Below are 25,291 nucleotides of genomic sequence, written 5' to 3' on the forward strand. Positions count from 1 at the left end.
GGCGGTGGTGCTGATGCTGGTGGTCTTCCTCGCCACCCAGCGCATGTATCACGGCGAGCGCACCCGGGCGAAGGCGATCGTCATCGACGAGGCCTGGGACCTGCTCTCGGGCGAGGATTCAAGGGCGTTCCTGGAAGGGGCCGCGCGAAGGGCGCGCAAGTACCGAGGCGCGCTCATCACCGGCACCCAGTCGGTCAACGACTACTACGCCAATCCGGCGGCGCGTGCGGCGTGGGAGAACTCGGACTGGACGATCTTCCTCGCCCAGAAGGACGAATCCGTCGAGTTGCTGAAGCAGGAGAAGCGCATCCACTGCGACCCCGGCATGGAGCGGGCGCTCAAGAGCCTGACCACCGCCGAGGGGCGCTACGCCGAGCTGCTGCTGCACGGCCCGGACGGCTGGCGCGTCGCGCGCCTCGTGCTCGATCGCTGGTCGGTGGCGCTGTTCTCCTCGCGCGGCCCCGCCTTCGCCGCGGTCGAGCGCCTCAAGGCCGAGGGGTTTTCCACCGTCCAGGCCATCGACCGGCTGGCGGGGGACGATTCCCCCGCAGACGACGCTCGTCTCACGGGCGGCGAGTCGACCGGAGGCGACCCCCATCGCACCGGCAACGAAACCGGCAATCGCGCGGAACAGGGCGGCGGCGGAGACCGCGCCGCTTCCGGTCGCGACATCGAACACGCGGACGAAAAGGGAGCAGACGAATGAATGCACGACCCGTGGAATGCCGGCGGCAGACCGCCGCCGCTGTCGGGGATTCCGGCAGGCGCCTCGCCTGGCCGGGCGATCCGGAGACACTCGTGCCCGGGACACTCGTGCCGGAGGGCGCGACGCCCGCCGATATCGACTTCGAGGCGCTGGCGCACGTGCTGGCGAACACCTGCTGCTTCGGCGGTCGCACCCGGCAGTACCACTCGCTGGCGGCGCACGCCGTGATCGCGAGCGAGGAGGTCGAGGCGCTCGACGGGCTCGAAGCCGGCGAGCGGCGGGAACTGGCGCTCCACGCGCTGATCGCGGACGCGCCGTCGGCCTGGCTGCGGGGCGAGCCGTCTTCTTCCCAGAGGACGGCGAAGCTCGCCACAGCCATCGAGCGCGCGGTGCGCGAGGCGGCAGGGCTCGATCCGGTGCTCGAAGAGGACAGCGCGGAGATGCTGCGCTTCGTCTTCCGCATGACGGCGGCGGCGGAGCGGCGCGACCTCGCGGACGCGGATGCCGGCCCCGGCGCGGCGTTTCCGCCGCTGAGGCGGCGCATCCGCGCGGTGGGGCCGGGCCGGGCCGCAAAACTCTGGCTCGCCCGCTTCCGGGCGCTCAAGGGTCCGCCTCGGGGCACTCACGCACAGGCAGGACAAGCACACGGGAAGGAGAACGGCGATGCCGCGGGCATGCAGACGGAACGGGAAGCGGAGGAATCGAACGATGGCGAGGCGCGGCAGGCGGCGTGAGCGCCGGGGGCGGGGTCGGACGATGAAGCGTGCGCCGGCCATCTATGGCACGAGTGTCAGAGTGGTGCGGGACGCCGAGGAGGTGTTCCGTGGGGCGATCCTGGCGGGCGTGCTGTCGGCCGAGCGGGCACACCGGAACTGGGCCGGCCACTACCTCTACATGTTCCATGACGAGGACGGCACCGCCTGGTTCAAGCACCGCGACACAAGGGCTTACGTGTCGATGACCGCGCGGCAGAACGCTGCGGGACACTCCTGCCGGGGACACTCGTGCCAGGGACACTCGTGCCGGGGATACGCGCGGTGAACGAGGCTCGGGTGATCCTCTCCACCGTCCTGCTGGCGGCCGGCGTCGCGGCGGCGGTCGCGGCCGGCGTGACGCGAATGGCGGCAGAAAACGGTCCGCCTGTCGCGAGCGTCCGCCTCGCCGAGCTCGCGGCGGAGCACGCGGAGAGGGCTGCGCAGGGGGGTGGGTCAGCCGACGAGATCCGGGCCTCGACCCGCGCCTGGGCTGCGGCGCTGGAGCAGGCGCTCGGCGAGATCGCCGAACGCCGGCGCGTGGTGCTGCTGCCCTCCCGCGCGGTCGCGGCCGGTGCGCCGGACCTGACCGGCCTGGTCCGCTCGATGGTCGAGGACACCGGTGCCGGCGACCCTCGGGCCGGAGACAGGTTGAAGTACGCGCCCTCCGGCAAGGAGGACCGGCCGTGACGCCCCCGCGGATCGTTGTCCGGGGCAGGCGGACGATCTTCACCGGCCGCCGGCGCGGTGGCGGACGCGCCTGGGCCGGGCTCGTGCTCATGGGCGTGCTCGCCGCGCTGTGGCTGGCGGCGGCCTCGCGCGTCCATGTCAACGCGAGCTGGTCCGACGACGCCTGGGGCTATCTCGTGCTGCCGATCGGCGAGCCCGCCATCGGCGACACCGTGCTGTTCGAGCCGCCGGCTTCCGTGGGCGCGCGGACCCCTTACCTCAAGACGGTGCGCGGCCTGCCGGGCGCGGTACTGACCGTAGACACTCGTGCCGAAGACGCCGACCGGACGGTTCGGATCGACGGTGCGCCGGTCGCGCGCGCGAAGAGCCACGCTCTCGACGGGCGGCCGCTCGTAGCGGTCGCTCCGGGCGTCGTTCCCGACGGCCATTACTACCTGCACGCCGATCATCCCGACAGCCACGACAGCCGCTACGCGGAGATCGGGCCGGTGCCGCGCGAGCGCATCCTGGGACGGGCAGTGGCGCTCCCCGAACTCCCCTGGCTCGGCCTCGAAGGCCCGCTGGTGGGGCCGGAAGATGCCGGCCCGGCGGCGGAGATACTCGTTCCGGAGACACTCGTCCCGGGGGCACTCGTGCCGGAGACGCGGCGATGATGCGCCTCTTCCCCCCGGCCTTCCGGCCGCTGGCGGCCATCGTCCTCTTGGCGATGGGGATTGCGGTGTCCGCGTCTCCGCTGTGCGGCACGAGTGTCTCCGCGAAGGATCTCGGCGTGCGCGGCGCGACATGGCCGGTCGCCGAGCCCGACCTTGTGGCGGAGATCGAGGCGCGTCTTGACGAAATGCAGCGCTCCGGCGCGCTGGCCCGCTTCGAGGCGGAGGCGCGCGAACGGGCGCGGAGGCGGCTGGAGGAGCCGGAGCCGGTTCCCGGCATCGCGCCCGCGCGCGTGGCGCGCTCGCGGACCTTCGATCCCTCGATCGAGGTGGCCCGCGACATCCGCGCCCATGACGGCACGCTGATCGCCGCCGCCGGAACCCGGATCGATCCGTTCGCCCACGCCCCGCTCACCCGCGACCTGCTGTTCGTCGACGGAAGGCGCGACGTCGAGATCGCCTGGGCGCTCGCCCATCCCAAACCCTCGAAGACACTCGTGCCGGAGACACTCGTGCCGGAGACACTCGTGCCGCGGATCGTGCTGCTGGCGGGGCGTCCGCTCGATCTCGCGCGGCGCCACGGGCGGCGGTTCTTCTTCGACTAGGGCGGGGGGCTCGCCGCGCGCTTCGGCATCTCGGCCACGCCCTCGCTGGTCACCCGAGATGGGGCGCATCTGCGGATCGACGAGATCCCCCTCGATGACGAATTCGGACGGGATCCCGCGAGCGGCGAAGGAAGGCGGCCCGTGCGATGAAGTCCCTCCGTTTCCTCCTGTTGGCGGTCGCGCTTCTCGCGCTCATGCCGTCCGCAAATGCGCTGGCGCAGGCGTGCTCGGGGCGCTTCGTCAACCCGATCGCGGACGTCTGCTGGGAGTGCCTGTTCCCGATCTCGATCGGCCCGATCCGGATCGGCAGCGCCTCCGGCGCGCCGGACACGCCCAACCCGTCCTCGCCGATCTGCTTCTGCGGCTCGCCCATCCCCCGCATCGGCCTCTCGCTCGGGGTGTGGGAGCCGGCAAGGCTGGTCGATGTCACCAGAACCCCATGGTGCTTCCCCAACCTCGGCGGGCTCACCATCGACCCGGGCCTCCCCGCCGCGCGCGGGCGCACCGGGTCCTCGGGCGGCGACGGCGCGGCGGGCTCGGTCTGGCACGCGCATTACTACGTGTATCCGCTCTTGTCCTGGATCGGGGCGCTGCTCGATCTCGGCTGCCTCGAAGGGGGCTCGCTCGACATCGCCTGGGTCTCGGAGCTCGACCCCGCCTGGCTCGACGACGAGCTGTCGTTCCTGCTGAACCCGGAGGCGGCGCTCTTCGCGAACCTTCCGGCCCAGGCCGCGTGCGCGGCAGACTGCGCGGCGGCCTCGGCCGGCCTGCCGCTCGATCCGCTCTTCTGGTGCGCGGGCTGCCAGGGCGGGATGTATCCGCTGACCGGCAATGTGGCGGCCCATGTCGGTGGCGTGCAGGCCTCGCTGCTGGCGGCCCAGCGGCTGGCCTACCGCCTGCACCGGGCGGGGCTCGCCTGGGGCACGTCGGGCTCGGCCGCGCTCTGCGGGCGCTACCCGATGCCGATCATGAAGAAGTCCCAGTACCGTTGGCAGATGACGGTGCCGGTGCCGGCGACGTCGCCCGCGACCGGCTGCAACCCGACCGGGCGCTCCTCGGTTCTGTGGGAGTCGCTCCGCGAGCTGCCCGTCTCGGGCGAGAGCTTCGGGTACCTGCTGTGGAGGAAACGCACATGCTGCATCTTGTAGAAAGCCTCGGACAGCGTACCCGAACCCTCGTCCGGGACGGGTTGTTCGCCGTGTCGGCGATGGCGCTGTGCTGGGCGCCGGCCCTGGCGGACGACCTTGACGTAAAGCCCGACGGGGCGGCGTTGGACGCCGCGCGAAGCCTCAGCGCCGAAGTGATGCGCAGGGCCGGGGACGGCGATCTCGGCGCGTGGACGCAGGGTGTGATCGACCGGGCCCTGGCACGGGCCGGCGGGGCCGCACGGGACGCCGCCGCCGAAACCGGGACCGCCGCCTCGCTCCCGGCCGAACGCCATGCGGCGCTGATTGGGAGCGGCGTCGCCGCGCGTCCGGACTCCCCCGAACTCCTCGTCTTCATGAGCCTCTCGGTCCCGGCCGCGAGCTGGGTGCAATGGGCGCGCGAGGCTGCGCTGGCGGGCGTGCCGCTGGTGCTGCGCGGGGTCGCAGACGGCGGGCTGCGGGCGACCGTGAAGGCGGTGGGCGAGCGCCTCGGCGGGGCGGAGGCCGGGAGCCTGCCCCGGACACGATCCGGGGTCGCCATCGACCCCCGCCTGTTCCGGTTGTTCGGAGTCGAGCGCGTGCCGGCGGTGGCGGTCGTGCCGGGCGGCGTTTCGGCGTGCACGAGTCGCGGCTGCGCCGGCGACCTTTCCCCGCCGCACGATCTCGTCACCGGCAACATCGGGCTCACGGCCGCGCTCGAAGCCATCGCCGCCGAGGGCGGTCCCGGACGCGGTGTGGCGCGGCGGGCGCTCGAACGCCTTGATCGGGAGCGATGATGGACATGTGGAAACCGACGCAATCGCCGCCGAGCCGCATGGACTTCGCCATCGAGAGCGCGATCCGGTTCGTCCGCCTGCTGGCGTGGACCGCCATGCTGGTGCTGGGGTGCGCCCTGCTCTGGGTGTCTCTTGCCGGCGCGTCGTGGGCGGAGGATCCGAAGGCGGCGGCGCGCGCCATCGGAACCGCCGGAACGGCGGCGGCGGGGGCGATCGCGCGCGACGGATCGAGTGCCGCGGCGGTGCCGGGCTATGCCGGAACCGACCCGGCGGAGCGCAATATCGGCGCGAACGATATCGAGGACGCGGCGCGGGCGCGCCTCGCCGACCCGGACGATCCGGGCGGGGCGGCCGGGCGCGCGGTGATCGAGGGCGTGACGGTGCGCCCTCCCACGAGCGTGCCGGCAACCGACCCCCTGGTGCAGAGATCGGACGGCATCGCGGCGTCGCCGCAGTCTTCGGCGCACGGCGCGTCCGGGATCGCCTCGGGTGGTGTCGCCGACTGCGGCGCCGGCGTGGCCGATGCGGAGAGCGGGGACGCGTGCGGGCGGGTCGTGACTTGCGTCGGCGCCGGCTGCGAGACTGTGGCGCCGCAGGGCAACACCGGGTTCGTCGATGCCGCCGCGCGCCTCAACATGGTGCTGGAGATGGGCGGCGAGGAGTTCGACCGCGACAATCTTCGGTTCTTCGCCGGGAAACGCCGGGCCTGCCGCATCCGCTGGGGCGGTCTCGCCAACTGCTGCAGGAACTCGGGCCTGCTAGTCGGTCTGGCCAACTGCTCGGCAGCGGAGATCGAGCTCGGCAAGCAGCGCCACGCCGGCAACACGCATTACCTGGGCACGCGCTGCGCCCGGCGCATCTTCGGGGTGTGCCTGAAGCGCGAGCGGGTGTGGTGTGTGTTCACGTCGAAGCTCGGGCGCATCCTGCACCAGCAGGCACGGCCCCAGCTCGGGATCGGCTGGGGAAGCTGCCGGGGCTTCACCGTTGCCGAGATCGAGCGCATCGACTTCGACCGGCTCGATCTCACCGAGTTCACCGAGAACCTGATCGACGGGTCGATGGAGCCCTCGGTGTCGCTGCCCGACAAGGGCGGCACGCAGAGCTTCATGCGGGACCGTGTGCGCGACTTCTATTCGAGGGGACAGTGATGACGATCGCCCCCATAAGAGCCGCCGGGCGTCTCCTGCCGCGTATCCTCGCGGCGCTCGGGGTCTGGGCCGCGCTCGGGGCGTCCGCGGCGGGCGGGGACACGCGTGCCGGAGACACTCGTGCCGGGGACACGCGTGCCGGGGACACGCGTGCCGGGGAATGGCGCCCGTGGTGCGGCGACGCCGGCGGAACCGCGTCGCTCGGCTGGCATTTTTATTGCGACCGCGACGACGACCGGGAAGAAGAATTGCCGGCTCCGGAACTGACCGCTCCGCCGGCCGTCTCCGGCAGCGCCACGGCGCGCATCGAAGCCATGCGCGAACGCCTGGAGGAGGCGCGGGCGGAGGCGATCCTCGATCCGACCCCGGAGAAGGTCGCTGCGTATCTGGAGTTGCAGCAGGCGGCGTTGCAGCGCGCCGCTGTGTTCTCGGACGCCTTCCGCCGCACGGTGTGGGCGACACCGGCACTCGACTACACGCTGAGGCGGCCCGTGGGCGCGCTCGCCAAGCGGCTCTGGTCCGACGGGCGCCGCGCCGAAATCGCCGACGCGCTTGCCACGCTCGGGGAGCGCTACGGGCTGATCTACCTCGGCCATCCCGACTGCGGCGGCTGCCGGGTGTTCGGGCCGCTGCTGCGCGCCTTCGCCATGCGGCACGGTCTCGACGTGCTCGCCGTCTCGGTGACCGGGGGGCCGCTCGATGGCTGGCCCGAGGCGGTGCCGGACAACGGGCGCGCGGCCCGGCTCGGGCTCTCCGGCTCGCCGCTTCCCGCCGTCGTGCTGTTCGACATCGAGACGAAACGGGCGCTCCCGGTCGGCTTCGGCGTGCTCGCCGAGGACCAGTTGGCGGAGCGCATCTTCGTCCTCACCCGGCTGGAGATGGGCGGTGATTACTGAGTGGGGGAAGAGCGCCATGCGTCCCGCCTTCGGACATGGACGAGCATCAGGCGCGCGGCGAGGTATGGCCCGCATGGTCACGCGGACGGCGATGGCAGCGATCCTGCTTCTGGCGATCGCCGCACCGGCCCGCGCGGACGTGCTCTCGGAGATGCAGTCGTTCTGGCAGGGGACGGTCTCGAACGTCACCGGCCCGACCGCGTTCGAGGGCCAGGCGTCGGGGCACTGGACGCTCGGCAACCTCTACATGCGCGCGCCCGTGCGCTCCGAGCAGATCGCGACCGTCAACCTGCCCTCGTTCCGGGCCGGTTGCGGCGGCATCGACGCCTTCGCGGGCGCGTTCTCCTTCATCGACTCCGACCAGCTCGTGGCCTTCGCCCGCTCGGTGGCGCAGAACGCGGCGGGCTTCGCCTTCGAGCTGGCGCTCGAGACCATCTCGCCGGTGATCGCCGAGACCATGTCGAAGCTGCGCGCATTGGCGCAGTGGGTCAACGCCCAGAACCTGAACTCCTGCGAGACCGCGCAGGCGCTGGTCGGCGCGGCGTGGTCGAAGAACGACCGCGCGAGCGCCGCGATCTGCGCCGCGATCGGGACCTCGCAGGGCATCTTCTCCGATTACGCCGCGGCGAAGCACGGCTGCGGCGCCGAAGGGAAGAGGAACTCGACGCTGGCCTCGGCTTCCGGAGAAATCGCCGACCAGGTGCCGGTCAACGTCAATTACGCCTGGAAGGCGGTGCGCGCGTCTTCGTTCCTCTCCGGCGACACCGGCCTCGCCGAGTTCGCCATGTCGGTCACCGGCACGATGATCGTCACCGCGCCCATCTCCGACGGCGATGCCAGCGGCCCCCGGGTGCGCATCCTGGAGCCGCTGGCGCTCGACCGGCGGGTGACGGAGGCGCTGATGGAGGGCGGCGCCGAGCTCCCGGTCTATCGCTGCGACACCGCGGACCGCTGTCTCAACCCGACGCTCGGACGGCTGACGGTCCCGGCCGGCGACGGCTTCCGGGGCCGGGTGGCGACGCTGCTGCGCGACCTGGTGGACGCGGTGCGGGCGGACACCGCGCCGACGCCCGCCGCACTCGGCCTCGTCAACCTCACCACGCTCCCGGTCTACCGGGTCGCCAACGTCGCCGCCGCCTACCGGGGCGCGGTGGTCGACCAGGAGATGGACGCGCTCGCCGAAGCCGTCGCGCTCGACGTGCTCCACGTCTGGATCTCCGACCTGCACCGGACGGTGGAGGAGCGCGCCGGGACCCTGGATGTCGCCGACGGCGAGCAGCTCCGGCGATGGCGCGATGGATTGCGGTCCAACCGCACGGCGCTGTCGCGCCACAGGAACGAAGGGCTCAGGCGGTTCAATGTAGCGCTGGGCGTGGTCGAGAAGCTGCGGCTGATCGAGACCGAGCTCGCGGGCGCGCTCTCGGCCGATCTGCGCGCGGCATTGGCCTTCTCGCGCGGCGGCGCGGGCGCGGGGTCGCGCTGACGTGTTCGAGCTCTTCACCCTCGGCGGCGGGACCTACCTGGTCGACCTGCTGAACGCGGTGGCCGCGATCACCGGCGGGGGCGCGTTCATCGATCTCGCGCAGCTCGCCGGCATCGGCGGTCTCGCCTGGGTGCTGTTCCGCACCGCCTTCGGCGGCTCGTGGAAGGACAACGCCAGGTGGGTGCTGCTGTTCGTCGCCGTCTGGGGCGCGATGATCGTGCCCAAGGCGACCGTGCGCGTGGTCGACCGGCTCGATCCTGCGCTGGCGCCGGCCGTGGTGGCGAACGTGCCGGTCGGGCTCGCGCTCTTCGCCTCGGTGACCAGCCAGGTAGGCGACGGGCTGACGCGGCTGACCGAGCAGGCGTTCACCCTGCCCGACGACCTCGCCTACCGGCGCCACGGGCTGATCTTCGGGGCGAGGCTCGCGGCCAAGGCGACGCGGCTCGAAGTGACCGACGCGGTGTTCGCGCGGAACCTGCGCAACTATGCCCGCCAGTGCGTGTTCCACGCGCTGCTGCTGGGCCACGTCTCGGCCGACGATCTCCGGGAGTCGACCGACCTCTGGTCGCTGGTGACCGCGACCGGCACGCCGTCGGCCGGGGCCTCGCCCGCGCGGATGGTGGAGTTCGCCACCAGGCAGGCCGCCTCGGGCACCGGCGCCACGACCGTGGACCGTACCGTCGTCACCTGCCGCGACGCGGCGGGGCGGCTCAACGCGCAGTGGACCGCCGAGATGAACCGGGCCGGCACCGTCTTCGGACGCCGCATCTTCCCCGACGCCAGGACCGACGCGCTGGCCCGGGCCGAGCTGCTGGCGGCGCTGCCCGCCGCGCACGACTTCCTGATCGGGGCCTCGCGGTCCGCGGCCGACATCATGCGGCAGCAGATGGTGCTGAACGCGGTCCACGACGCGGGCGAGCAATGGGCGGCCGAGGCCGGCAACGCCGCCGCGCTCCGGGCCTACACCGAGGCCCGCGCCGAGGCGCAGACCGTCTCCGCCTACCGCGCCATCGGCAGGCAGGCCGAGACCTGGGTTCCGCTGCTCAGGATCGTCTTCGAGTGCCTCTATGTCGGCGCCTTCCCGATGGCGGTGCTGCTGATGCTGACCCCGGCGGGGGCGACGATATTCCGCTCCTACGTCACCGGGCTGGTCTGGCTCCAGTCCTGGGGGCCGCTCTATGCGATCCTCCACCGCATCTCCATGGGCGAGGCGGCCGAGCGCATGAGTGCGGCCGCCGTGATGCCGGGCGGCGACATCGGCATCTCGCTGGTTGCCCAGGCCGGCATCAGGGCGGTCGCCTCCGACGTCGCGGTGATGTCGGGCTACCTCTCAATGTCGGTGCCGTTCCTCGCCGCCGCGCTCGCCTACGGGCTGTCGAAGGCGACGGTGCTCGCGACCTCGGTGCTGGCCGTCGGCCAGGACGCCGCCAGCTCGGCGGCGCATGAAGGCACGACCGGCAACATCTCGCTTGCCAGCACGTCGACCGACGTCCACCGCTTCGCGACGCTGGAGGGCCGCCAGATCCGCACCTCCGCCCACGTCGATGCGGACCGCCATGTCGGCTACACCCCGGGCGGGACGCTGTTCACCGTGACCGGCGACGGCACGGCGGTGGCCGACGTGTCCACCGCCACCAGCCGCATCCCGGCAGCCGGGATCAGGTTCTCGGACACGCTCGCCTCCGCCTGGGAGAGCCGCGCGGTTCATGCAAGCGGTCTCGCACGCCACTGGTCCTCGGAAGCGGGCATATCCCGCAACGCCGCCGTCACGGACGCCACCCAGCTCATGGAGCGCTATTCCCACGACGTCTCCACCGGCGAGGCGTATGCCAGGGGCGTCACCGAGAGCGAGAGCGCGCAGGCGCAGGCGCTCGAATCCCACATCGAAAAACTCGCCGAGGCGGCGGGCATGAGCAAGGACCAGGCGATGACGCTGACCGGCGAGGCGAGCATCGGCGGCGGCTGGGAGAAGGTCGTGACGCTCGGCGCCGAGGGCTCGGCTAGTTGGCGCGGCCAGACCATCGAATCGGACGAGTGGAGCCGGGCGAAGGACTATGCCCGGGAGCACCAGCTGACCGACCTCTGGTCGCGCGTCTCGGAGGCGTCCAGGCGCTGGTCGACGCAGACGGGCGACAGCGAGGCGGCGAGCCTGGACGAGAGCCTGTCGGCCAACCTCACCCGGATGCGGAGTTTTAGCGAGCGCGCCTCGGTGGCGCACCAGGAATCGGAGACCCTGACGGAGCAGGCGGCGCGGGTGCGCTCGGAGGCGCAAGCGATCGACCGCGAGCTGGGCCAGCCCTTCTTCGCCTGGCTCGCCGAGAGGCCGGGCGCGGACGGCAGGCCCATCGGGGAGGCGGGCGCCATGCGTCTCGGCGAGGTGCAGACGCCCGAGGACGTCGAGGTGCTGCACCGCTACGCCGCCGCGTTCGTGGCGGAGAAGTTCCCGGCGCCGGCCGCCCCCGACCCGGCATCGGTCGGCGGCGCGGCGGAGTACGCGGCCGACAGGGACGAGTTCGCGGGCACCCAGACCCGCAAGATCCATGAAGCCCATGCCGGGTGGGGGCAGGACGTGCGGGAGCGGGCGCACGCGGCCGGTGCGCCCGAGCCCGGCGACGTGGAGCGCGGCGCGATCCGCGAGCGCTCGAAGACCAAGGCCGACATGACGGTGAGCGAGGCGGGCCGCGAGGCGCTCACCGAACACACGCAGGAGAAGGTCCGCGAAGGCCGCGCCGGGGTTGCGGTCGAGACCCAGAAACCCTTCGAGCACCACGCGACCGAGAACCTGCCGCTGATCGGCGGCTGGCTCGCCGGCAAGCTGTTCGGCACCGCCGGGAACGCCGCGCCGGACGGAACCGACGGGCAGCGAACCGAGGTTCCGGGAACCGAGGTTCCGCCGGCACGGCTGGTACCCCGCGGGGAGCCGTCGCCGTGAGGAGCGCGGCGCGGTGGACGCAGGCGCGCCGGTTGTCCGGGTTGGCGTCGAATGGCGCGGTCGCGGCCGCGCTACCGGCGGTCTCCGGCACGAGTGTCGCCGAAGAGCCGTCTGCGGCGGTCGGCGGCCCGTCTCCAGGCCCAGACGCCGGACCGCGTGTCCCAGTCGAAACGCTCCGCCCGGCCGTCGCGGCGCCGGCGGCGGGCGAAGGCGGACCGGTCGCCATGCGCGGTGCCGCACCGGAGCGCTGCCGCAAGGCTTGCCGCGACGGTCCAGGCGAGCGCCGCCGCCCAGACGAGCCCGACGACGTGACCCTCCAGGCCCAGAGCGATCGCCGCGGCGGTGACCGGCACGGCCAGCGCGGGGGCTGCGAGCACGAAGGCGCGCTCGCGCCAGGTGGAGCGGCGCGGCCCGCCGTCCGGCCGGGGATCTCGGCTCGGGCGTTCGGAATTACGTGCCATGGCGGCGGCCTCCGTTGCGGGGCGCGGGGAACGCCGGCGGCCGGGAGCCTCGCTCCCTCTCCGGCCCCGGCGCCTTCGGCCCGCTCCCGGCCCGGCTCCGCCTCCCGGCGGCGCTCGTCGAGTCAATGGAAACCACCACGCCGGCCGCTGCGGACCGGCATCTCCCCCCTGCATGAAAGGAAATCGACATGCTGAATATCAACCGCGTGACGCTGCTGGGCCATGCCGGGCGCGACCCCGACATCCGGACCCTGCCGGACGGCGGCCGCGCCGCCACGTTCAGCCTGGCCACCACCGAGCGCTGGAAGCGCGACGACGGCGGCACCGCCGAGCGCACCGCGTGGCACCGGATCGCCGTCTACGGCCCCGCCGTCGAGCCCGTCGAGGCGATGGTGCGGAAGGGCGCGGCGGTGCTCGTCGAGGGCCGCCTCGCACACCGGGAGTTCCGCGACCGGCAGGGCCGCGACCGGGCGATCGCCGAGATCGTCGTCGCCGGCCCGCTCGGAATGGTCAACGTGCTCACCCGCAAGCCGCCGGACGAACCGGACGCCGCGGAGGCACCGGCGGCGGAACCGCCGAAGACGGAATCGCCGAAGGCGGATGGCGATGACCCGGACAAGGGCGGCGCCGATGACGGCGGAGACACTTGTGCCGCAGACACTTGTGCCGGAGACCCTCGTGCCGGAGACACTTGTGCCAGGGAAGCGGCGCCTGTCGCGTCCGATGCGTCGGCGCCGGAGGCAGGCAAATGAGAACGGTAGGATCGAACACGCTGCGGGGCGGGCAGACCGTCTTCCACGGGCTCCGCATGTGGGGCCAGCTGCTCCAGGCGGGGATGTTCCTCGCGGCGATCGCCGTCGTGGCTTTCCCGGCCTGGAACGTGGCCCGCCAGACCGACGGCTACGACTGGTACGCCGCGCTCATGGTGACCGTCGCCGAGGCCAAGCTCGTGCTCGGCTACGAGGAGACCTCCGGCCAGGAGGTGAGGATGCGGGACGGGCGATACGAGGTCATGTCCATCCGCGATCTCGCGGCGTCCACCGGGGCGCTCCGGACCCGCGAGCGGCTGCGGGACCAAGTGTTCGCGAGCGCGTTCGTCGGCGCGCAGGCGTCGGCCGCGGCGATCGGCCTGTTCCTGGCGCTGTTCTGGATCCGGGGGCGCCAGCTCAACCGCGCGAAATGGCTGCGCGGCGCCGAGCTTGCGAGCGTGGGCGAACTCGCCCGGCGGGTCCGGCCGCTGCACCGGCGGGCGCGCGACGCGGTGTTCAAGAGGCCCGCCCCCTACACGATCGCGGGCGTGCCGTACCCTGCCCGCGCCGAGACCCGCCATACCATCGTCTCCGGCACCACGGGCTCGGGCAAGACGGTGCTGATCTCCGATCTCGTCGCCCAGATCCGCGAGCGCGGCGAGCGCTGCGTCCTCTACGACAAGATGGGGAGCTACACGCGGAGCTTCTTCGATCCCGCCCGCGACGTGCTGCTCAACCCGCTCGATGCCAGGTCGCCTCGCTGGTCGCCGTTCCACGAGGCGCGCAGCTCGCGCGACTTCGACACCATGGCCGCCGCCCTGATCCCGCAGCAGAAGGACACCGTCGATCCCTTCTGGGTCACCGCCGCCCGCCAGCTCTTCTCCAACGGCGCCGGCGTGCTGAGAGAGAAGGGGGTGACCGAGAACCGTGTGCTGGTCGACCACCTGCTGAAGACCGAGCTCACCGCGCTGGCGCAGGCCATGGAGGATACCGTCGCACAGTCCATCGTCGATCCCGAGAATCCCAAGACCGCGCTCAGCGTGCGCGCCATGCTCACCGCCCACCTCGGCGCGCTCGAGGTGCTGCCGGACGACGGAACCCCCTTCTCCATCCGCGACTGGATCTCGGACGAGAAGCGAGGTGGCTTTCTGTTCCTCACCTCGCGCGCCGACCAGCACGCGTCCCTGCGCGGGCTGATCTCGACCTGGCTCGAGATCGCGGTCAACGCGCTCTTGTCCCTCGACCAGGACGACGGCCGCAGGGTCTGGATCGTGCTCGACGAGCTCCCCACCCTGCACCAGGTGCCCTCGCTCCAGCCCGGGCTCGCCGAATCGCGCCAGTTCGGCGGCTGCTTCGTGCTCGGCATCCAGGTGATCTCCGCGCTCCGCGACCTCTACGGCAGGAACGGCGCCGAGACCGTATCCGGGCTCTGCGGCACCCGCGTGGTGCTGTCGGCGCCCGACGAGGACACCGCCAGATGGTCGGCCGCCTCGCTCGGGCGCGCCGAGGTCGAGGAGGTGACGGAAGGCTTCTCCTACGGCGCCAACACCATCCGCGACGGCGTCTCGCTCACGCCGAAGCGCGAGCTGCGCCCGCTGGCATTGGCCTCCGAGATCATGCAGCTCCCGGCGCTCCACGGCTATCTCCGCTTCCCCGGGCCGCTCCCGGCCGCCAGGATCGCGCTCGATTACGTGAGCCGCGACGCGGTGGCGGAGCGCTTCGTGGCGCGGCGGGACACCCCGGAGACGCAGCCGCCGTCGCCGACGGCCGATCCGGACGGGAGCGCTTCGGACGGTGGAGGGGTCGAAGGCGTGGTCGAAGTCGCGAAGAAAACCGCGCCGGACGAGCCCGCGTGGCTGGGGGAGGCGGAGGACGCCGCGGACAACCCGCCGGATGGCGCGCCCGCCTAAACCGGCGCGCCGGCGGACGCCTCGCCTCCCTCCAATGCCAGGCCGGAAGCGGGCGAGCCGGCGTCTCGCGGGTCGGGAACGGCCGGGAACGGAGAGCGTGGCAAGCCGGCCAAGGATCGCCTGAGGCAGGTCTGACATGGTGGCCTCGATCGGCGCCGTCGCCGCGCCCGCCCAGGGGGCGAGCTATTACGAACGCGATGGCTACTACGCCCGGGACTCCCCCGACCACCGGCAGGCCAGCGCCTGGGCCGGGCGCGGCGCGGTCGAGCTCGGCCTCGAAGGCCCGGTCGACCCCGACACCTTCCGGGCGGTCCTGGAAGGCCATGTGCCGGACGGCTCCGGCAGGCGGCTCGGCCGCGTGGCCAAAGACCGGGGAACGCCCGGGTCCGGCGCGTTCCACCACCGTCCCGGCCGCGACCTGACCTTCAGCGCGCCCAAGTCCGTCTCTCTCGCCGCCCTGGTCGGCGGCGACGCGCGCGTGATCGACGCCCACGACCGCGCCGTCGGCCGCGCGCTCGACTGGTTCGAGCGGAACGCCGCGGAGACCCGGGCGAAGGACCCCGAATCGGGTCGCATGGTGCGTACCGGCGGACAAGAGACCGTGATCGCGACGTTCCGCCATGACGCCAGTCGCAACCTCGACCCCGCGCTCCATACCCACTCGGTGATCGCCAACATGGTGCGGGGCGAGGACGGGAAATGGCGCACCATGGCGAACGAGAGGCTGTACGCTTCCAAGATGCTGCTCGGCGCGCTCTATCGCAACGAGCTCGCGGGCGAGCTGGCTGCGCTCGGATACGGCATCGAGAAGACCCATGCCGACGGACGGTTCGAGATCGCCGGCGTTCCGCGCGACGTCATCGACGCATACTCGACGCGGCGCGCCGAGATCGAGGCCGCCGTGGCGGAGCAGGGGGCGAACGGCACTGCGGAGAACCAGCGCCTCGCCCAGCGCGCGGCGCTGTTCACCCGCGCCGCCAAGCGCGACGTCGACCGGGCGGCGCTCCGCGAGAGCTGGCTGGAACAGGCGGCGGTCATGGGCTTCGACGCCAGGGGGCTGGTTGCCGAAGCCGCATCCCGGTCGGCCGTCATGGAGACGGGCCGCGAGACAGGCCGGGAAAAGGGTGCCGGACGTGTTGTCCTCGAGGCTGCCGGGGTTGACGCAGTGCCCGCAACGCCCCCGGGGCGCGAGGACAGGGCGGCGATGCCGCCGGAGAGCCCGGCGGCGCGGGCCGCGGCCTGGGCCGTCGCCCACCTCTCGGAGCGCGAGGCGGTGTTCGCGCGCACCGACCTGCTCGCCGCCGCGCTTGCCTTCGGTCCGGGCGCCGCGCCGACAAGCGCGATCGAGCGCGAAGTCGCGGCGCTGGAGAAGGCCGGGACGCTCCACGCCGCCCGCCTGCCCGGCACGGACGGCCTGCTCACCACCGACCGCGCGCTGGTCGACGAGCGCGAGACCATCGCGCTGATGGAGCGCGGCCACGGGCGCGGCGCAGTTCCGATGCGCGGGCGCGCCGTCGACAAGGCGCTCCGGGGCGGCCCTCTCACCCACGGGCAGAAGGAGGCCGTGAAGCTCATCCTGTCGGCGGGCGATCGAACCGTCGGCGTTCAGGGCTACGCGGGCAGCGGCAAGACCACCATGCTCCGGCGCGCCCGCGCGCTGATGGAGAAGAAGGGCTACGAGGTCCGGGGCCTCGCGCCCTCGGCCTCCGCCGCCCGCACGCTCGAAGCCGAAGCCGGCATCGCATCGGAGACGTTGCAGCGCTTCCTCGCCCGCCATGCCGGTGTCGCCGAAGGCCGCATGACGAGAAAGGGCGCGCGCGAGATGCGCGCGGCGTTCAAAAGGACCGCGCTGGTGGTCGACGAGGGCTCGCTTGCCTCCACCGTCCAGGCCCGCGACCTGCTCAGGATCGCCGATGCGCTCCGCATCCCCCGCGTGGTGCTGGTGGGCGATGCGAAGCAGCTCGATGCCGTCGATGCCGGAAAGCCCTTCGCCCAGCTCCAGGCCGCCGGCATGAAGACCGCCGTGATGGACGAGATCATGCGCCAGCGCGATCCCGCCTTGAAGGAAGCCGTCGAGGCGAGCCTCGCGGGCGAGATCGGCAGGGCCTTCGAGAAGCTGGGCCCCAACGTCGCCGAGGCGAAGCCCGACAACCTCGCGGGCGCCGCCGCCGCGCGCTGGCTCGCGCTGTCTCCGGACCGGCGCGCGAACACCGGGCTGATGGCCCCGAGCCACACGCTGCGCGAGCGCATCAACGAGATCGTGCGCGAACGCCTGGTCCGCGACGGCGCCGTGCACGGGCCGGCCATGAACGCCGAACGGCTGGTCTCGCGGGGCTACACCGACGCCGAGAAGACGCTGGCCGCCAACTACGCGCCCGGAGACGTGGTGGCGTTCCACCGCCCCTACAAGCGCCTCAGCGTCGACAAGGGCGACGAGCTCCGCGTCCTCGGCGTCGACCGCCGGGCGCACACCGTGACGCTCCGGGGGAACGGCGGCCGGGCTGTCTCCTGGGACCCCAACCGGCTCGCGGCCCGAACCGGCGGAGTCGAGGTCTACCGCGCCGAGGAGGTCGAGCTCCGCGCCGGCGACCGCATCCGCTGGACCCGCAACGACATGGGGCTCGGGCTGGTCAACTCCGGCATCGCCGAGGTGGCGGCGGTCAGGGATGAACGCGTGACGTTCCGGCTCGAAGACGGGCGCATGCTCGACCTCCGTCCCGGCGATCCGCAGCTCCGCCACGTCGACCGCGCATGGGCCTCCACCGTGCATGCGTTCCAGGGACGCACCGTCGACAACGTCATCGCGGCCATGGAAGCCAACCACGCCAAACTGACCACGCAGAAATCCTTCTACGTCGAGATCTCCCGCGCGCGCGACCGCGCCCAGCTCGTCACCGACGATCGCGAGGCGCTCAGGGAGACCCTCGAAGCCGTCACCGGCGAGCGCATCGCCGCGCTCGAAGCGGTCGGGCCGGAGAAAGACAAGGGCCGGGGGGCCGGTCCGGTAGCGGATCGGAGCGCCCGCCGAGAGGATGGCGGAGCGTCGGCGCGGCAACGGGAACGGGCATCGGGCGCGGGAACGGAAAAGGTCCGCGCGCCGAAAAGCGCCGATCGCGACCTCGGGCTGTAAGTGCGGTGACGCTTCGGGGATTGGTCCGCGCGGCCGCCTTCCCGTCGACGGTCGTGGAGGACGGGCCGTGGCTGCATCTCCGCCGGAAATTGAAACGGGGCTGCATGTGATGCTACGGTTCCAGAGCGGGGCGCGGCCGGGAGCACGCCTGCCGCTTGCGGCGAAATCCTGACGATGCGGCCGCGCCGGCGAGGCGGCTTTCGGGATCGGCGATGTAGCGCCATGACGTACACGGGCAACGATGGGGGCGGGCGCGAGCGCGGCGGGCGCGCGGAGATCCGCGCGGCGCTGTCGGCGAGCCGGAGCCTTGTGGTCTCGATCGCCTTGTTCAGCGCCTTCGTCAACCTGCTGATGCTGACCGGCCCGCTGTTCATGCTCCAGCTCTATGACCGGGTGCTGACCTCACGCTCGGATGCGACGCTGCTGGCGCTGGTGGGAATCACCGCCTTCCTGTTCCTGATGATGGGTCTGCTCGACCACGCCCGGGGCCGGGTGCTGGCGCGGATCGGCTCGCGCTTCCAGGACCGTCTCGACGCGCGGGTGCTGGGCGCGATGCTGACCCGGGCGGGGCGCTCTCCGCGCGCGCGGACGGAGCCGGCGACAGGGCTGCGCGACGTCGAGGCGATGCAGCGCTTCGCCTCGGGCCAGGGGCCGTTCGCCTTCTTCGACGCGCCGTGGACGCCGGTGTTCCTCGCGGTGCTGTTCGTGTTCCACTGGCTGCTCGGGGTGCTGGCGGTGGTCTCGGGCGTGCTGCTGGTGGCGGTCGCGCTCGCGAACCAGATGCGCACTTCAAGGCTCCAGACCGAGGCGGGGGAGACGGGGGAGACGGCGCTCCACGCCGCGGAGCAGTTCCGCGCGGGCGCGGAGACGGTGCGGGGTCTCGGCATGCGCCGTGCGGCGGTGGCGCGCACGGGCGTGCTGCGCGGCCGGGCGCTTGCGGCGACCATCGCCGCTTCGGACCGCGGCGGCGGCTTCGCGGTCGCCTCGCGGACGCTGAGGCTCTTTCTCCAGTCGATGATGCTGGGTCTCGGCGCCTGGCTCGCCATCCGGGGCGAGGTGACGCCCGGGGTGATGATCGCGGCCTCGATCCTGCTCGGGCGGGCGCTCGCGCCGATCGACCTCGCGATCGCGCAGTGGCCGGTGCTCCAGCGCGCGCTCCGGGCGCGCCGGGCGCTGGCCCGGCTGCTGGCCGAGACGTCGGAGGAGGCGGAGCCGATGCCGCTGCCGGCGACGCGGGCGCTGCTGGAAGCGCACGATGTCGTCGTGGTGCCGCCGGGCGGGGAGAAGCCCACGGTGTGGAACGTGTCGTTGCGGCTGGAGCCCGGCCGCGCGGTCGGCATCGCGGGTCCGTCGGGCTCGGGCAAATCGACGCTCGCCCGCGCGCTCGTCGGGGTATGGCCTCCGGCTTCGGGCAAGGTCACGCTCGACGGCGCTTCGCTCGACCAGTACGGGGAGGCGGCGCGGGCGCTGCACATCGGCTGGCTGCCGCAGGAGGTTGTGCTGTTCGATGGCACGGTGGCGGAGAACATCGCCCGGCTCGCGCCCAACCCCGACCCGGAGGCGGTGGTACAGGCGGCGCGCCAGGGCGGGGCGCACGAGATGATCCTCGCCCTGCCCGGCGGCTACGGCTTCCGGGTCGCGTCGGGCGGCGCGGCGCTCTCGGGCGGGCAGCGCCAGCGCATCGCGCTCGCGCGGGCGTTCTACGACGACCCGGCGGTCGTGGTCCTGGACGAGCCCGATGCGCATCTCGACCGCGCCGGGGCGGACGCGCTCAACGCCGCGGTGGCGGCGCTCAAGGCGCGCGGCGGCGCGGCGGTCATCGTCGCGCACCGCCAGAGCGCGTTCGTCCAGTGCGACGTGGTGTTCCTGATGGACGGGGGCCGGATCGCCGCGCCCCGCCGCGACGCCGGCCTGCCCGCAGGGGACAGGAAACCCTCCCGGCTGCCGGCCGGCCGGCGTCCGTCCGCGCTGACGGACAAGCGCGAATGAGCGACCGGACCTTCTCGATGCGCCGGGGGCTCGTGCTCGGCTTCGTCTCGCTCGCCATCCTGTGCGGGGGGCTGTTCGGGTGGGGCGCGTTCGCCTCGCTCTCGGGCGCGGTGATCGCGACCGGACGGGTCGCGGCCGAGGGCGGAGACCGGGCGGTCGAGCATGTCGACGGCGGCACGGTGGCGGCGATCCTGGTGCGTGACGGCGACCGCGTGGCGGCGGGCGAGGTGCTGGTACGCATCGACGGGGCACTGCTGCGCTCCGAAGCCTCGGTGCTTGAAGCGGAGCTGTTCGACCTCGTCGCGCGGCGCAACCGCCTCGAAGCGGAGTTCCGCGATGCCGGGGCGATCGCCTGGGACGCGATGCTCGCCGAGGCCGCGGAGACGGATCCGGCCGTGCGCGCGGCGGTCGACGGGCACCGGCGGCTGTTCGAGGCGAAACGCGTGACGCGCGCGGGCTTCGTCGCCCAGCTCCGCGAGCGCATCGAACAGACCCGCCGGCAGATCTCAGGGTTCGAAGCGCAGCGACGGGCGCTCACGCGCCAGCTCGAACTTCTCGGCGAGGAGCTTCAGGCTCAGCAGAGCCTGCTCGAGAAGGGCCTGACCCGCAAGCCCGTGGTGCTGGAGCTCGAACGCGAGATGGCGGCGCTCGACGGCCGGGCCGGCGAAATCGTGGCCCGGGTCGCGGCGGCGCGCGGCCGTATTGCCGAGCTCGAAACCCAGATCCTCCAGATCGGCAGCCGGCGCATCGAGGAGGCCGAGACCGAGACCCGCGAGGTCCAGGCGCGCGAGAACGCGGTGCGCGAGCGGCTTGCGGGCCTTCGCGTGCGCATCGGCCGGCTGGAGGTGCGCGCGCCGGCAGCGGGGATCGTCCACGATCTCGCGGTCTCGGCCGCGGGCGAGGTGCTCCGCCCCGGCGAGCCGGTCGCCAAGGTGGTGCCGGAGGAAACGGGCTTCACCGTCAGGGCGCAGCTCGAGCCCATCCACGTCGACCAGGTGTGGCCGGGCCAGGAGGCGGTGCTGCGCTTCTCCGCGTTCTCCGCGCGCTCGACGCCGGAATATGGCGGCACGGTGATGCGCGTCTCCGCCGATGCGCTGAGCGACGAGCGGAGCGGACTGTCCTGGTACGAGGTCGAGCTGGCAATCGGCGCGCCCGTGGAACCCGACACCGAAACCGGTCCCGGCGCCTGGCTCGCCTCGGCGGAGGCGACGCTGGCCCGCTGGCTCGGGGCCGACAAAGGCGAAGCAGAGGAGCAGCCGGAGCGGCGCGCGGCAGCCGCGCCGCTCGCCCTCGCGCCCGGCATGCCGGTCGAGGCGTATCTGCGCACCGGCGAGCGCTCCCCGCTCAGCTACCTCGTCAAGCCGCTCACCGACTACTTCGAACGCTCCCTGCGCGAGGAGTGAGTGGATCGCCGCCCGCGGCGCGGCGGCTCAGAAGATGAAGTCGTCCTGGCCGATCAGCGACGCGTCCACCCCCTCCAGCACGATCCTGCTGTCGGCGCCCTCGACCCGCACCACCGCGTGACCCTTGCCGTTGTTCGAGACCGACAGATCGCTCCATTGCAGCCCCGAGCCGGTGAACTTGAGCAGGTCCTTCCCGTCCTCGAAATCGACGATGCGGTCGCGCCCGAAATCGGCGTCGTCGTAAACGAAGACATCCCGACCGTGGCCGCCCGAAAGGATATCCTTGCCCCTGCCGCCGTGGAGCGTGTCGGCGCCCCGGCCGCCATTGAGCTCGTCCCCCTCAGTCCCGCCACGGAGCGTGTCGTTGCCCTTGCCACCATAGAGCGTGTCGGCGCCCCGGCCGCCCCACAGCCAGTCGTCGCCCGCGTTGCCATGCAGGATGTCCTTGCCCATCCTGCCCCACAGCCGGTCGTCGCCGCCAAAACCCCGCACCGTGTCGTCCCCGCCACGGCCGTTGATGGTATCCGCCCCGGACGTACCCTCCAGCGTTTCCGCCGCTTCTGTGCCGCCAGGCACAGACCCGGATTGGCTGCTCGATTGGTGCAGCGTGATATCGGACTCGAGGGGAAGCCGATCCTGTTCCCCGGGCTCGGTGCCGGAAGGAACAGCCTCCGACTCCTGAGGTTCGACGACCGGAGCAACGCCTTCCTCCGCAAAAACAAAATTATCCGCAGTAGGTCTTGTCGGGGGGGACGAACTTGGCAAATAAATCAAATCAATATAATCGGTGGCCGAATACCAGACACGCCAGCCACCGTGGTCGTTCGTACCCGGATGTACGTCACCGTCGAATTTCTCAATTGTCAGGTCGTCAAACCCGGCTATGTTAGGATCTTCTTCGAAACTGATTTTTTGGTCTCCAGCGAGACCGCTACGCTCACCTGTCAAAATGTCTCGGCCATCGCCGGTTTCGAAATAGAACGTACCGGCGCCACCCAGATCGTCGTTGCCTTTTCCGCCGTAGATCTTGTTTCCGCCCGAACCTGCCCGAATTATGTCGTCCCCGTCGCCACCATAGAGAACATCGCTGCGAACCCCACCAATGCTGTCTCCGCCGCGAAGTCTGTCGTTTCCGTCACCGCCGTAGATCGTGTCGGCCCCGGCGTCTCCATAAAGGTTGTCGTGGCCCCCGCCACCATAAATCATGTCATCGCCGAACCCGCCACCGATATCGTCATCTCCCTCGCCGCCCCGAATGGTGTCGTTTCCCAAGCCCCCGTAGAGCACATCCGTGCCAGTGCCACCAAAAATGCCGTCATTTCCGCGCCCGCCGTCAACGACATCGTTGTCTTCGTCGCCATAGAGAAAGTCTGCCCCATTGCCGCCGTAAAGAAAATCGTCCCCCTGTCCCCCGCGAAGGGTGTCGGCGGCATCGCTTCCGGATAGAGGGTCATCTCCACCCCATCCGTTCTCTCCGTATGCAAACACGTCGCCGAAGTTGACATGGTCGACACGTGCATTCGGATCGGGATCCGGCATCCTGCGGTTGTTTAGAACCTCTTGCTTTTGAGCTCTGTACGATACCTCTTCATAATGAGTGTCAAAATCCATCCACCTGTGATTGAACGGAGCATCCAGATAGTGATACTCCGAGTGGTACTGTGGGCTTGGCGGTCCGTCCGAACCCAACCCTAGCTCGCGTAGTATTTCTTCTATTTCCTCTGGAGTTTCTGGTAATGTTTCGGCGCTCATGGTGTTCCTCTCCTCATCAGTCAAATTGGTACGCGTTTGCGAATATTGTCAGAAGGTCAAGCGAACAGAAAGTCGCTTTCGGTCAAGTGGTCAATGCCATGCACGGTGATAACCGTGTCTGTATCGATTCTGATCGTCACATAAGGATTCTCGTTGTCATCCTTATGCGACGTCCACTGAACGTCAGAGAAAGCCGCTGGTAGAACATTTTTAGCGGCTTCGGGTTCCAAAGCTTGACTTGTGCTTTCTACTTTGCCCGCATCGCTTTGTTCGCCGTCCTCTTCGGAGTGCTGGGATTGGGATTCTTTAGAAGAGGGCTTTTCTTGGGTAGAACGCTCGTTTACAAAAACAATTTTGTCACCTTCTTCCCTGCTAAAATCTATAAGGTCGCCGCCTCCATAGTCAAACGTTTCAAATACAAACTTATCCGCGCCGGCACCGCCAAAAAGAGCATTAAACACGTCCGGTTCATCCCGTTCGAAATAGATCGTGTCGTCTCCTGCGCCACCGAAGAGCCTATCCGAGCCCAGACCACCATAGATCGTATCATCACCACCTTCTCCATAAATGTGATCTTTCTCCGATCCGCCGTAGAGAGTGTCCGATTTCTCTCCTCCATAGAGGTGGTCATCGCCGTCTTCTCCATAAATGTGATCTTTCCCGGATCCACCATAGAGAGTGTCCGATCCCATTCCTCCATAGAGATAGTCGTCGCCATTTTCTCCATAAATATGATCTTTTCCGGATCCGCCGTAGAGCATATCCTTTCCGACAGCCAACTTATCGGTCGGTCCCACATTCAGGAAATTGCGATCACCGTATACAAAGTCGTCGCCGTCGCCGCCAAAAAGCCGGTCATTACCAGCACCACCGACCAGTCTGTCTTCGCCGCGATCACCATAAACGGCATCACACCCGTCTCCGCCGTACAAAACATCATCCCCGTAGTCTGCAGCGGTCAGTTCCGGAGAGGTATAGTTATGGTCTCCAATGATTATGTCATCGCCGGCTTCTCCTGAAACTACGTCATTTCCGGCACCGCCGATAAGGTAATCATCGTATTTCTGGTCCTCCTTTGCAATCGTCGGGTGCCTAAACGCGTCCAAAGCTTCTCCTCTGATAATGTCATCGCCGCCGAAACCGGCAATCAAATCCCTTCCCGCGTGTCCGAGCAGCACGTCCATGCCACTTGAGCCGCCTATAGTGTCGTCGGAAGTTGTGCCATATCTGTATGTGATCGCTTCATCACCCAGAGGGGCTGTTCCCACAGTCCCCTCAAGGGCAGCTGCTACACGAGGATCCCCGTTCCAAGGGTGCTCTGTCCAATCTACGGGGATGTAGTCTACGACTTCGGTGCGCCCTGCCATGATTCCATCCCTTATCGTCAAGTTGCTCTATCGCTGAGCGTGAGTATAGGTGGAGCAGTTGTCCAAGCCTAACGCTTTCTCGGCACGACCAGCGTCTCTGGCCGTCGCTCTCCGGCGGTGCGGAACAGGGCGAAGGTCTGGTTGACGTAGTTGACCACGCCCGAGATGTGTTCGAGATAGGCGTCGAGCTCCGGCGTGCGCTCCGCCTCCACCAGCCGGAACGGCCGGTCCGGCGGCAGCGTCTCGAACTGGCAGTAGAACAGCGGCTCGCCCCGCACGAGGCGCAGCTCCTTCTCCGTGTCGTGCCACTCGAACGCCCACATCAGCGGACGCGGCCAGACGTCGATCGGGAACCGTCCCCCGAACAGCGTCCCGGGCCAGGGTTCCGCGCGGTAGTGCATGAAGGGCGCGACCTGCGAGAGATAGACCGGCTCGTCGGCGACGAACGTAAGCGCCGCGCGGTTACCCTTGTTGACGTGTGACGCCCGGGATTGTCGGGGCGAAGTTCCAGGGCATGAGCTCGTCGATGCGTGACACGGGGTGCATGTCGATGATCCGGCGCAGGGTGTCGGTCAGGTAGACCTGCGGATTGACGCCGTTGAGCTTGCAGGTGCCGATCAGGCTGGCGCATCTCGCCCAGGTTCTGGCACCGTCGTCGCTGCCGGCGAACAGCGCGTTTTTCTTTGTGAGCTTCATCGTCCGTTCATTCTGCCCATGTCGGGCAGGATTGCGTCGTCCATTATCCTT

Annotated in this window: 22 protein-coding genes; 17 read left to right on the forward strand and 5 right to left on the reverse strand. The window is 70.5% G+C overall.

Annotated features, from left to right (window positions below):
• The 12 genes from OXM58_11885 to OXM58_11940 all read left to right on the forward strand — a co-directional run.
• Positions 1 to 706, forward strand: a 706-nt coding sequence (locus OXM58_11885) for an ATP-binding protein (protein MDE0149061.1), incomplete at its 5' end; no start/stop codon positions are given.
• Complete coding sequence (locus tag OXM58_11890) at positions 703 to 1,440, forward strand: hypothetical protein (GenBank protein ID MDE0149062.1); 738 nt, start codon at positions 703 to 705, stop codon at positions 1,438 to 1,440. The genes OXM58_11885 and OXM58_11890, both read left to right, overlap by 4 nt.
• A 22-nt stretch (positions 1,441 to 1,462) precedes the next feature.
• Positions 1,463 to 1,747 carry a hypothetical protein gene (locus tag OXM58_11895; GenBank protein MDE0149063.1) on the forward strand — a complete coding sequence of 95 codons (285 nt, stop codon included), beginning with the start codon at positions 1,463 to 1,465 and terminating at the stop codon, positions 1,745 to 1,747.
• The gene (locus tag OXM58_11900) at positions 1,744 to 2,148 is read left to right on the forward strand and encodes a TrbI F-type domain-containing protein (GenBank protein MDE0149064.1); all 405 of its coding nucleotides are present in this window, start codon (positions 1,744 to 1,746) and stop codon (positions 2,146 to 2,148) included. The genes OXM58_11895 and OXM58_11900 overlap by 4 nt, the downstream gene beginning before the upstream one ends.
• The gene (locus OXM58_11905; GenBank protein ID MDE0149065.1) at positions 2,145 to 2,801 is read left to right on the forward strand and encodes a S26 family signal peptidase; all 657 of its coding nucleotides are present in this window, start codon (positions 2,145 to 2,147) and stop codon (positions 2,799 to 2,801) included. The genes OXM58_11900 and OXM58_11905 overlap by 4 nt, the downstream gene beginning before the upstream one ends.
• Complete coding sequence (locus OXM58_11910) at positions 2,798 to 3,403, forward strand: hypothetical protein (protein MDE0149066.1); 606 nt, start codon at positions 2,798 to 2,800, stop codon at positions 3,401 to 3,403. Before OXM58_11905 ends, OXM58_11910 begins: the two co-directional genes overlap by 4 nt.
• Before the next feature lie 146 nt (positions 3,404 to 3,549).
• On the forward strand, positions 3,550 to 4,551 hold the full coding sequence (locus OXM58_11915) for a TraU family protein (protein MDE0149067.1): 1,002 nt from the start codon (positions 3,550 to 3,552) through the stop codon (positions 4,549 to 4,551).
• Entirely contained in the window at positions 4,536 to 5,324 is a 789-nt protein-coding gene (gene trbC, locus OXM58_11920) for a type-F conjugative transfer system pilin assembly protein TrbC (GenBank protein MDE0149068.1), read from the forward strand. The genes OXM58_11915 and trbC overlap by 16 nt, the downstream gene beginning before the upstream one ends.
• 5 nt (positions 5,325 to 5,329) lie before the next feature.
• Positions 5,330 to 6,472 carry a conjugal transfer protein TraN gene (gene traN, locus OXM58_11925; GenBank protein MDE0149069.1) on the forward strand — a complete coding sequence of 381 codons (1,143 nt, stop codon included), beginning with the start codon at positions 5,330 to 5,332 and terminating at the stop codon, positions 6,470 to 6,472.
• Entirely contained in the window at positions 6,472 to 7,368 is an 897-nt protein-coding gene (locus tag OXM58_11930; protein ID MDE0149070.1) for a conjugal transfer protein TraF, read from the forward strand. The genes traN and OXM58_11930 overlap by 1 nt, the downstream gene beginning before the upstream one ends.
• A 73-nt stretch (positions 7,369 to 7,441) precedes the next feature.
• Positions 7,442 to 8,851, forward strand: coding sequence for a conjugal transfer protein TraH (locus tag OXM58_11935; GenBank protein ID MDE0149071.1), 1,410 nt, complete (start codon positions 7,442 to 7,444; stop codon positions 8,849 to 8,851).
• Position 8,852: 1 nt separating this feature from the next.
• Entirely contained in the window at positions 8,853 to 11,783 is a 2,931-nt protein-coding gene (locus OXM58_11940) for a conjugal transfer protein TraG N-terminal domain-containing protein (GenBank protein ID MDE0149072.1), read from the forward strand.
• Between the two features lie 71 nt (positions 11,784 to 11,854).
• Here the strand turns inward: OXM58_11940 and OXM58_11945 are convergent, their stop codons facing one another.
• Positions 11,855 to 12,244: a hypothetical protein gene (locus tag OXM58_11945; GenBank protein ID MDE0149073.1), complete on the reverse strand. Its 390-nt coding sequence runs from the start codon at positions 12,242 to 12,244 to the stop codon at positions 11,855 to 11,857.
• Positions 12,245 to 12,432: 188 nt separating this feature from the next.
• On the opposite strand from OXM58_11945, the gene ssb reads away from it, so the two are divergent.
• From ssb to OXM58_11970, 5 genes are all read left to right on the forward strand, one after another.
• Positions 12,433 to 12,996, forward strand: coding sequence for a single-stranded DNA-binding protein (gene ssb / locus OXM58_11950; protein ID MDE0149074.1), 564 nt, complete (start codon positions 12,433 to 12,435; stop codon positions 12,994 to 12,996).
• Positions 12,993 to 14,903, forward strand: a complete 1,911-nt coding sequence (locus OXM58_11955) for a type IV secretion system DNA-binding domain-containing protein (GenBank protein ID MDE0149075.1) — start codon at positions 12,993 to 12,995, stop codon at positions 14,901 to 14,903. Before ssb ends, OXM58_11955 begins: the two co-directional genes overlap by 4 nt.
• Positions 14,904 to 15,039: 136 nt before the next feature.
• On the forward strand, positions 15,040 to 18,033 hold the full coding sequence (locus tag OXM58_11960; protein ID MDE0149076.1) for a relaxase domain-containing protein: 2,994 nt from the start codon (positions 15,040 to 15,042) through the stop codon (positions 18,031 to 18,033).
• 222 nt (positions 18,034 to 18,255) lie between these two features.
• The gene (locus OXM58_11965; GenBank protein ID MDE0149077.1) at positions 18,256 to 20,022 is read left to right on the forward strand and encodes a type I secretion system permease/ATPase; all 1,767 of its coding nucleotides are present in this window, start codon (positions 18,256 to 18,258) and stop codon (positions 20,020 to 20,022) included.
• The gene (locus tag OXM58_11970) at positions 20,019 to 21,425 is read left to right on the forward strand and encodes an HlyD family type I secretion periplasmic adaptor subunit (GenBank protein ID MDE0149078.1); all 1,407 of its coding nucleotides are present in this window, start codon (positions 20,019 to 20,021) and stop codon (positions 21,423 to 21,425) included. The genes OXM58_11965 and OXM58_11970 overlap by 4 nt, the downstream gene beginning before the upstream one ends.
• Positions 21,426 to 21,452: 27 nt before the next feature.
• Here OXM58_11970 and OXM58_11975 read toward each other — a convergent pair whose 3' ends face one another.
• From OXM58_11975 to OXM58_11990, 4 genes are all read right to left on the reverse strand, one after another.
• A complete protein-coding gene (locus OXM58_11975) occupies positions 21,453 to 23,177 on the reverse strand; it encodes a calcium-binding protein (GenBank protein ID MDE0149079.1) in 1,725 nt (574 codons plus the stop codon).
• A gap of 56 nt (positions 23,178 to 23,233) precedes the next feature.
• A complete protein-coding gene (locus OXM58_11980) occupies positions 23,234 to 24,361 on the reverse strand; it encodes a calcium-binding protein (GenBank protein MDE0149080.1) in 1,128 nt (375 codons plus the stop codon).
• 251 nt (positions 24,362 to 24,612) lie between these two features.
• A complete protein-coding gene (locus OXM58_11985; GenBank protein ID MDE0149081.1) occupies positions 24,613 to 24,945 on the reverse strand; it encodes a hypothetical protein in 333 nt (110 codons plus the stop codon).
• Positions 24,946 to 25,006: 61 nt separating this feature from the next.
• On the reverse strand, positions 25,007 to 25,291 hold a 285-nt coding region (locus tag OXM58_11990), incomplete at its 5' end, for a transposase domain-containing protein (GenBank protein ID MDE0149082.1).

Source organism: Rhodospirillaceae bacterium, from assembly GCA_028819475.1.
In the GTDB taxonomy this organism is placed as follows: Bacteria; Pseudomonadota; Alphaproteobacteria; order Bin65; family Bin65; genus Bin65.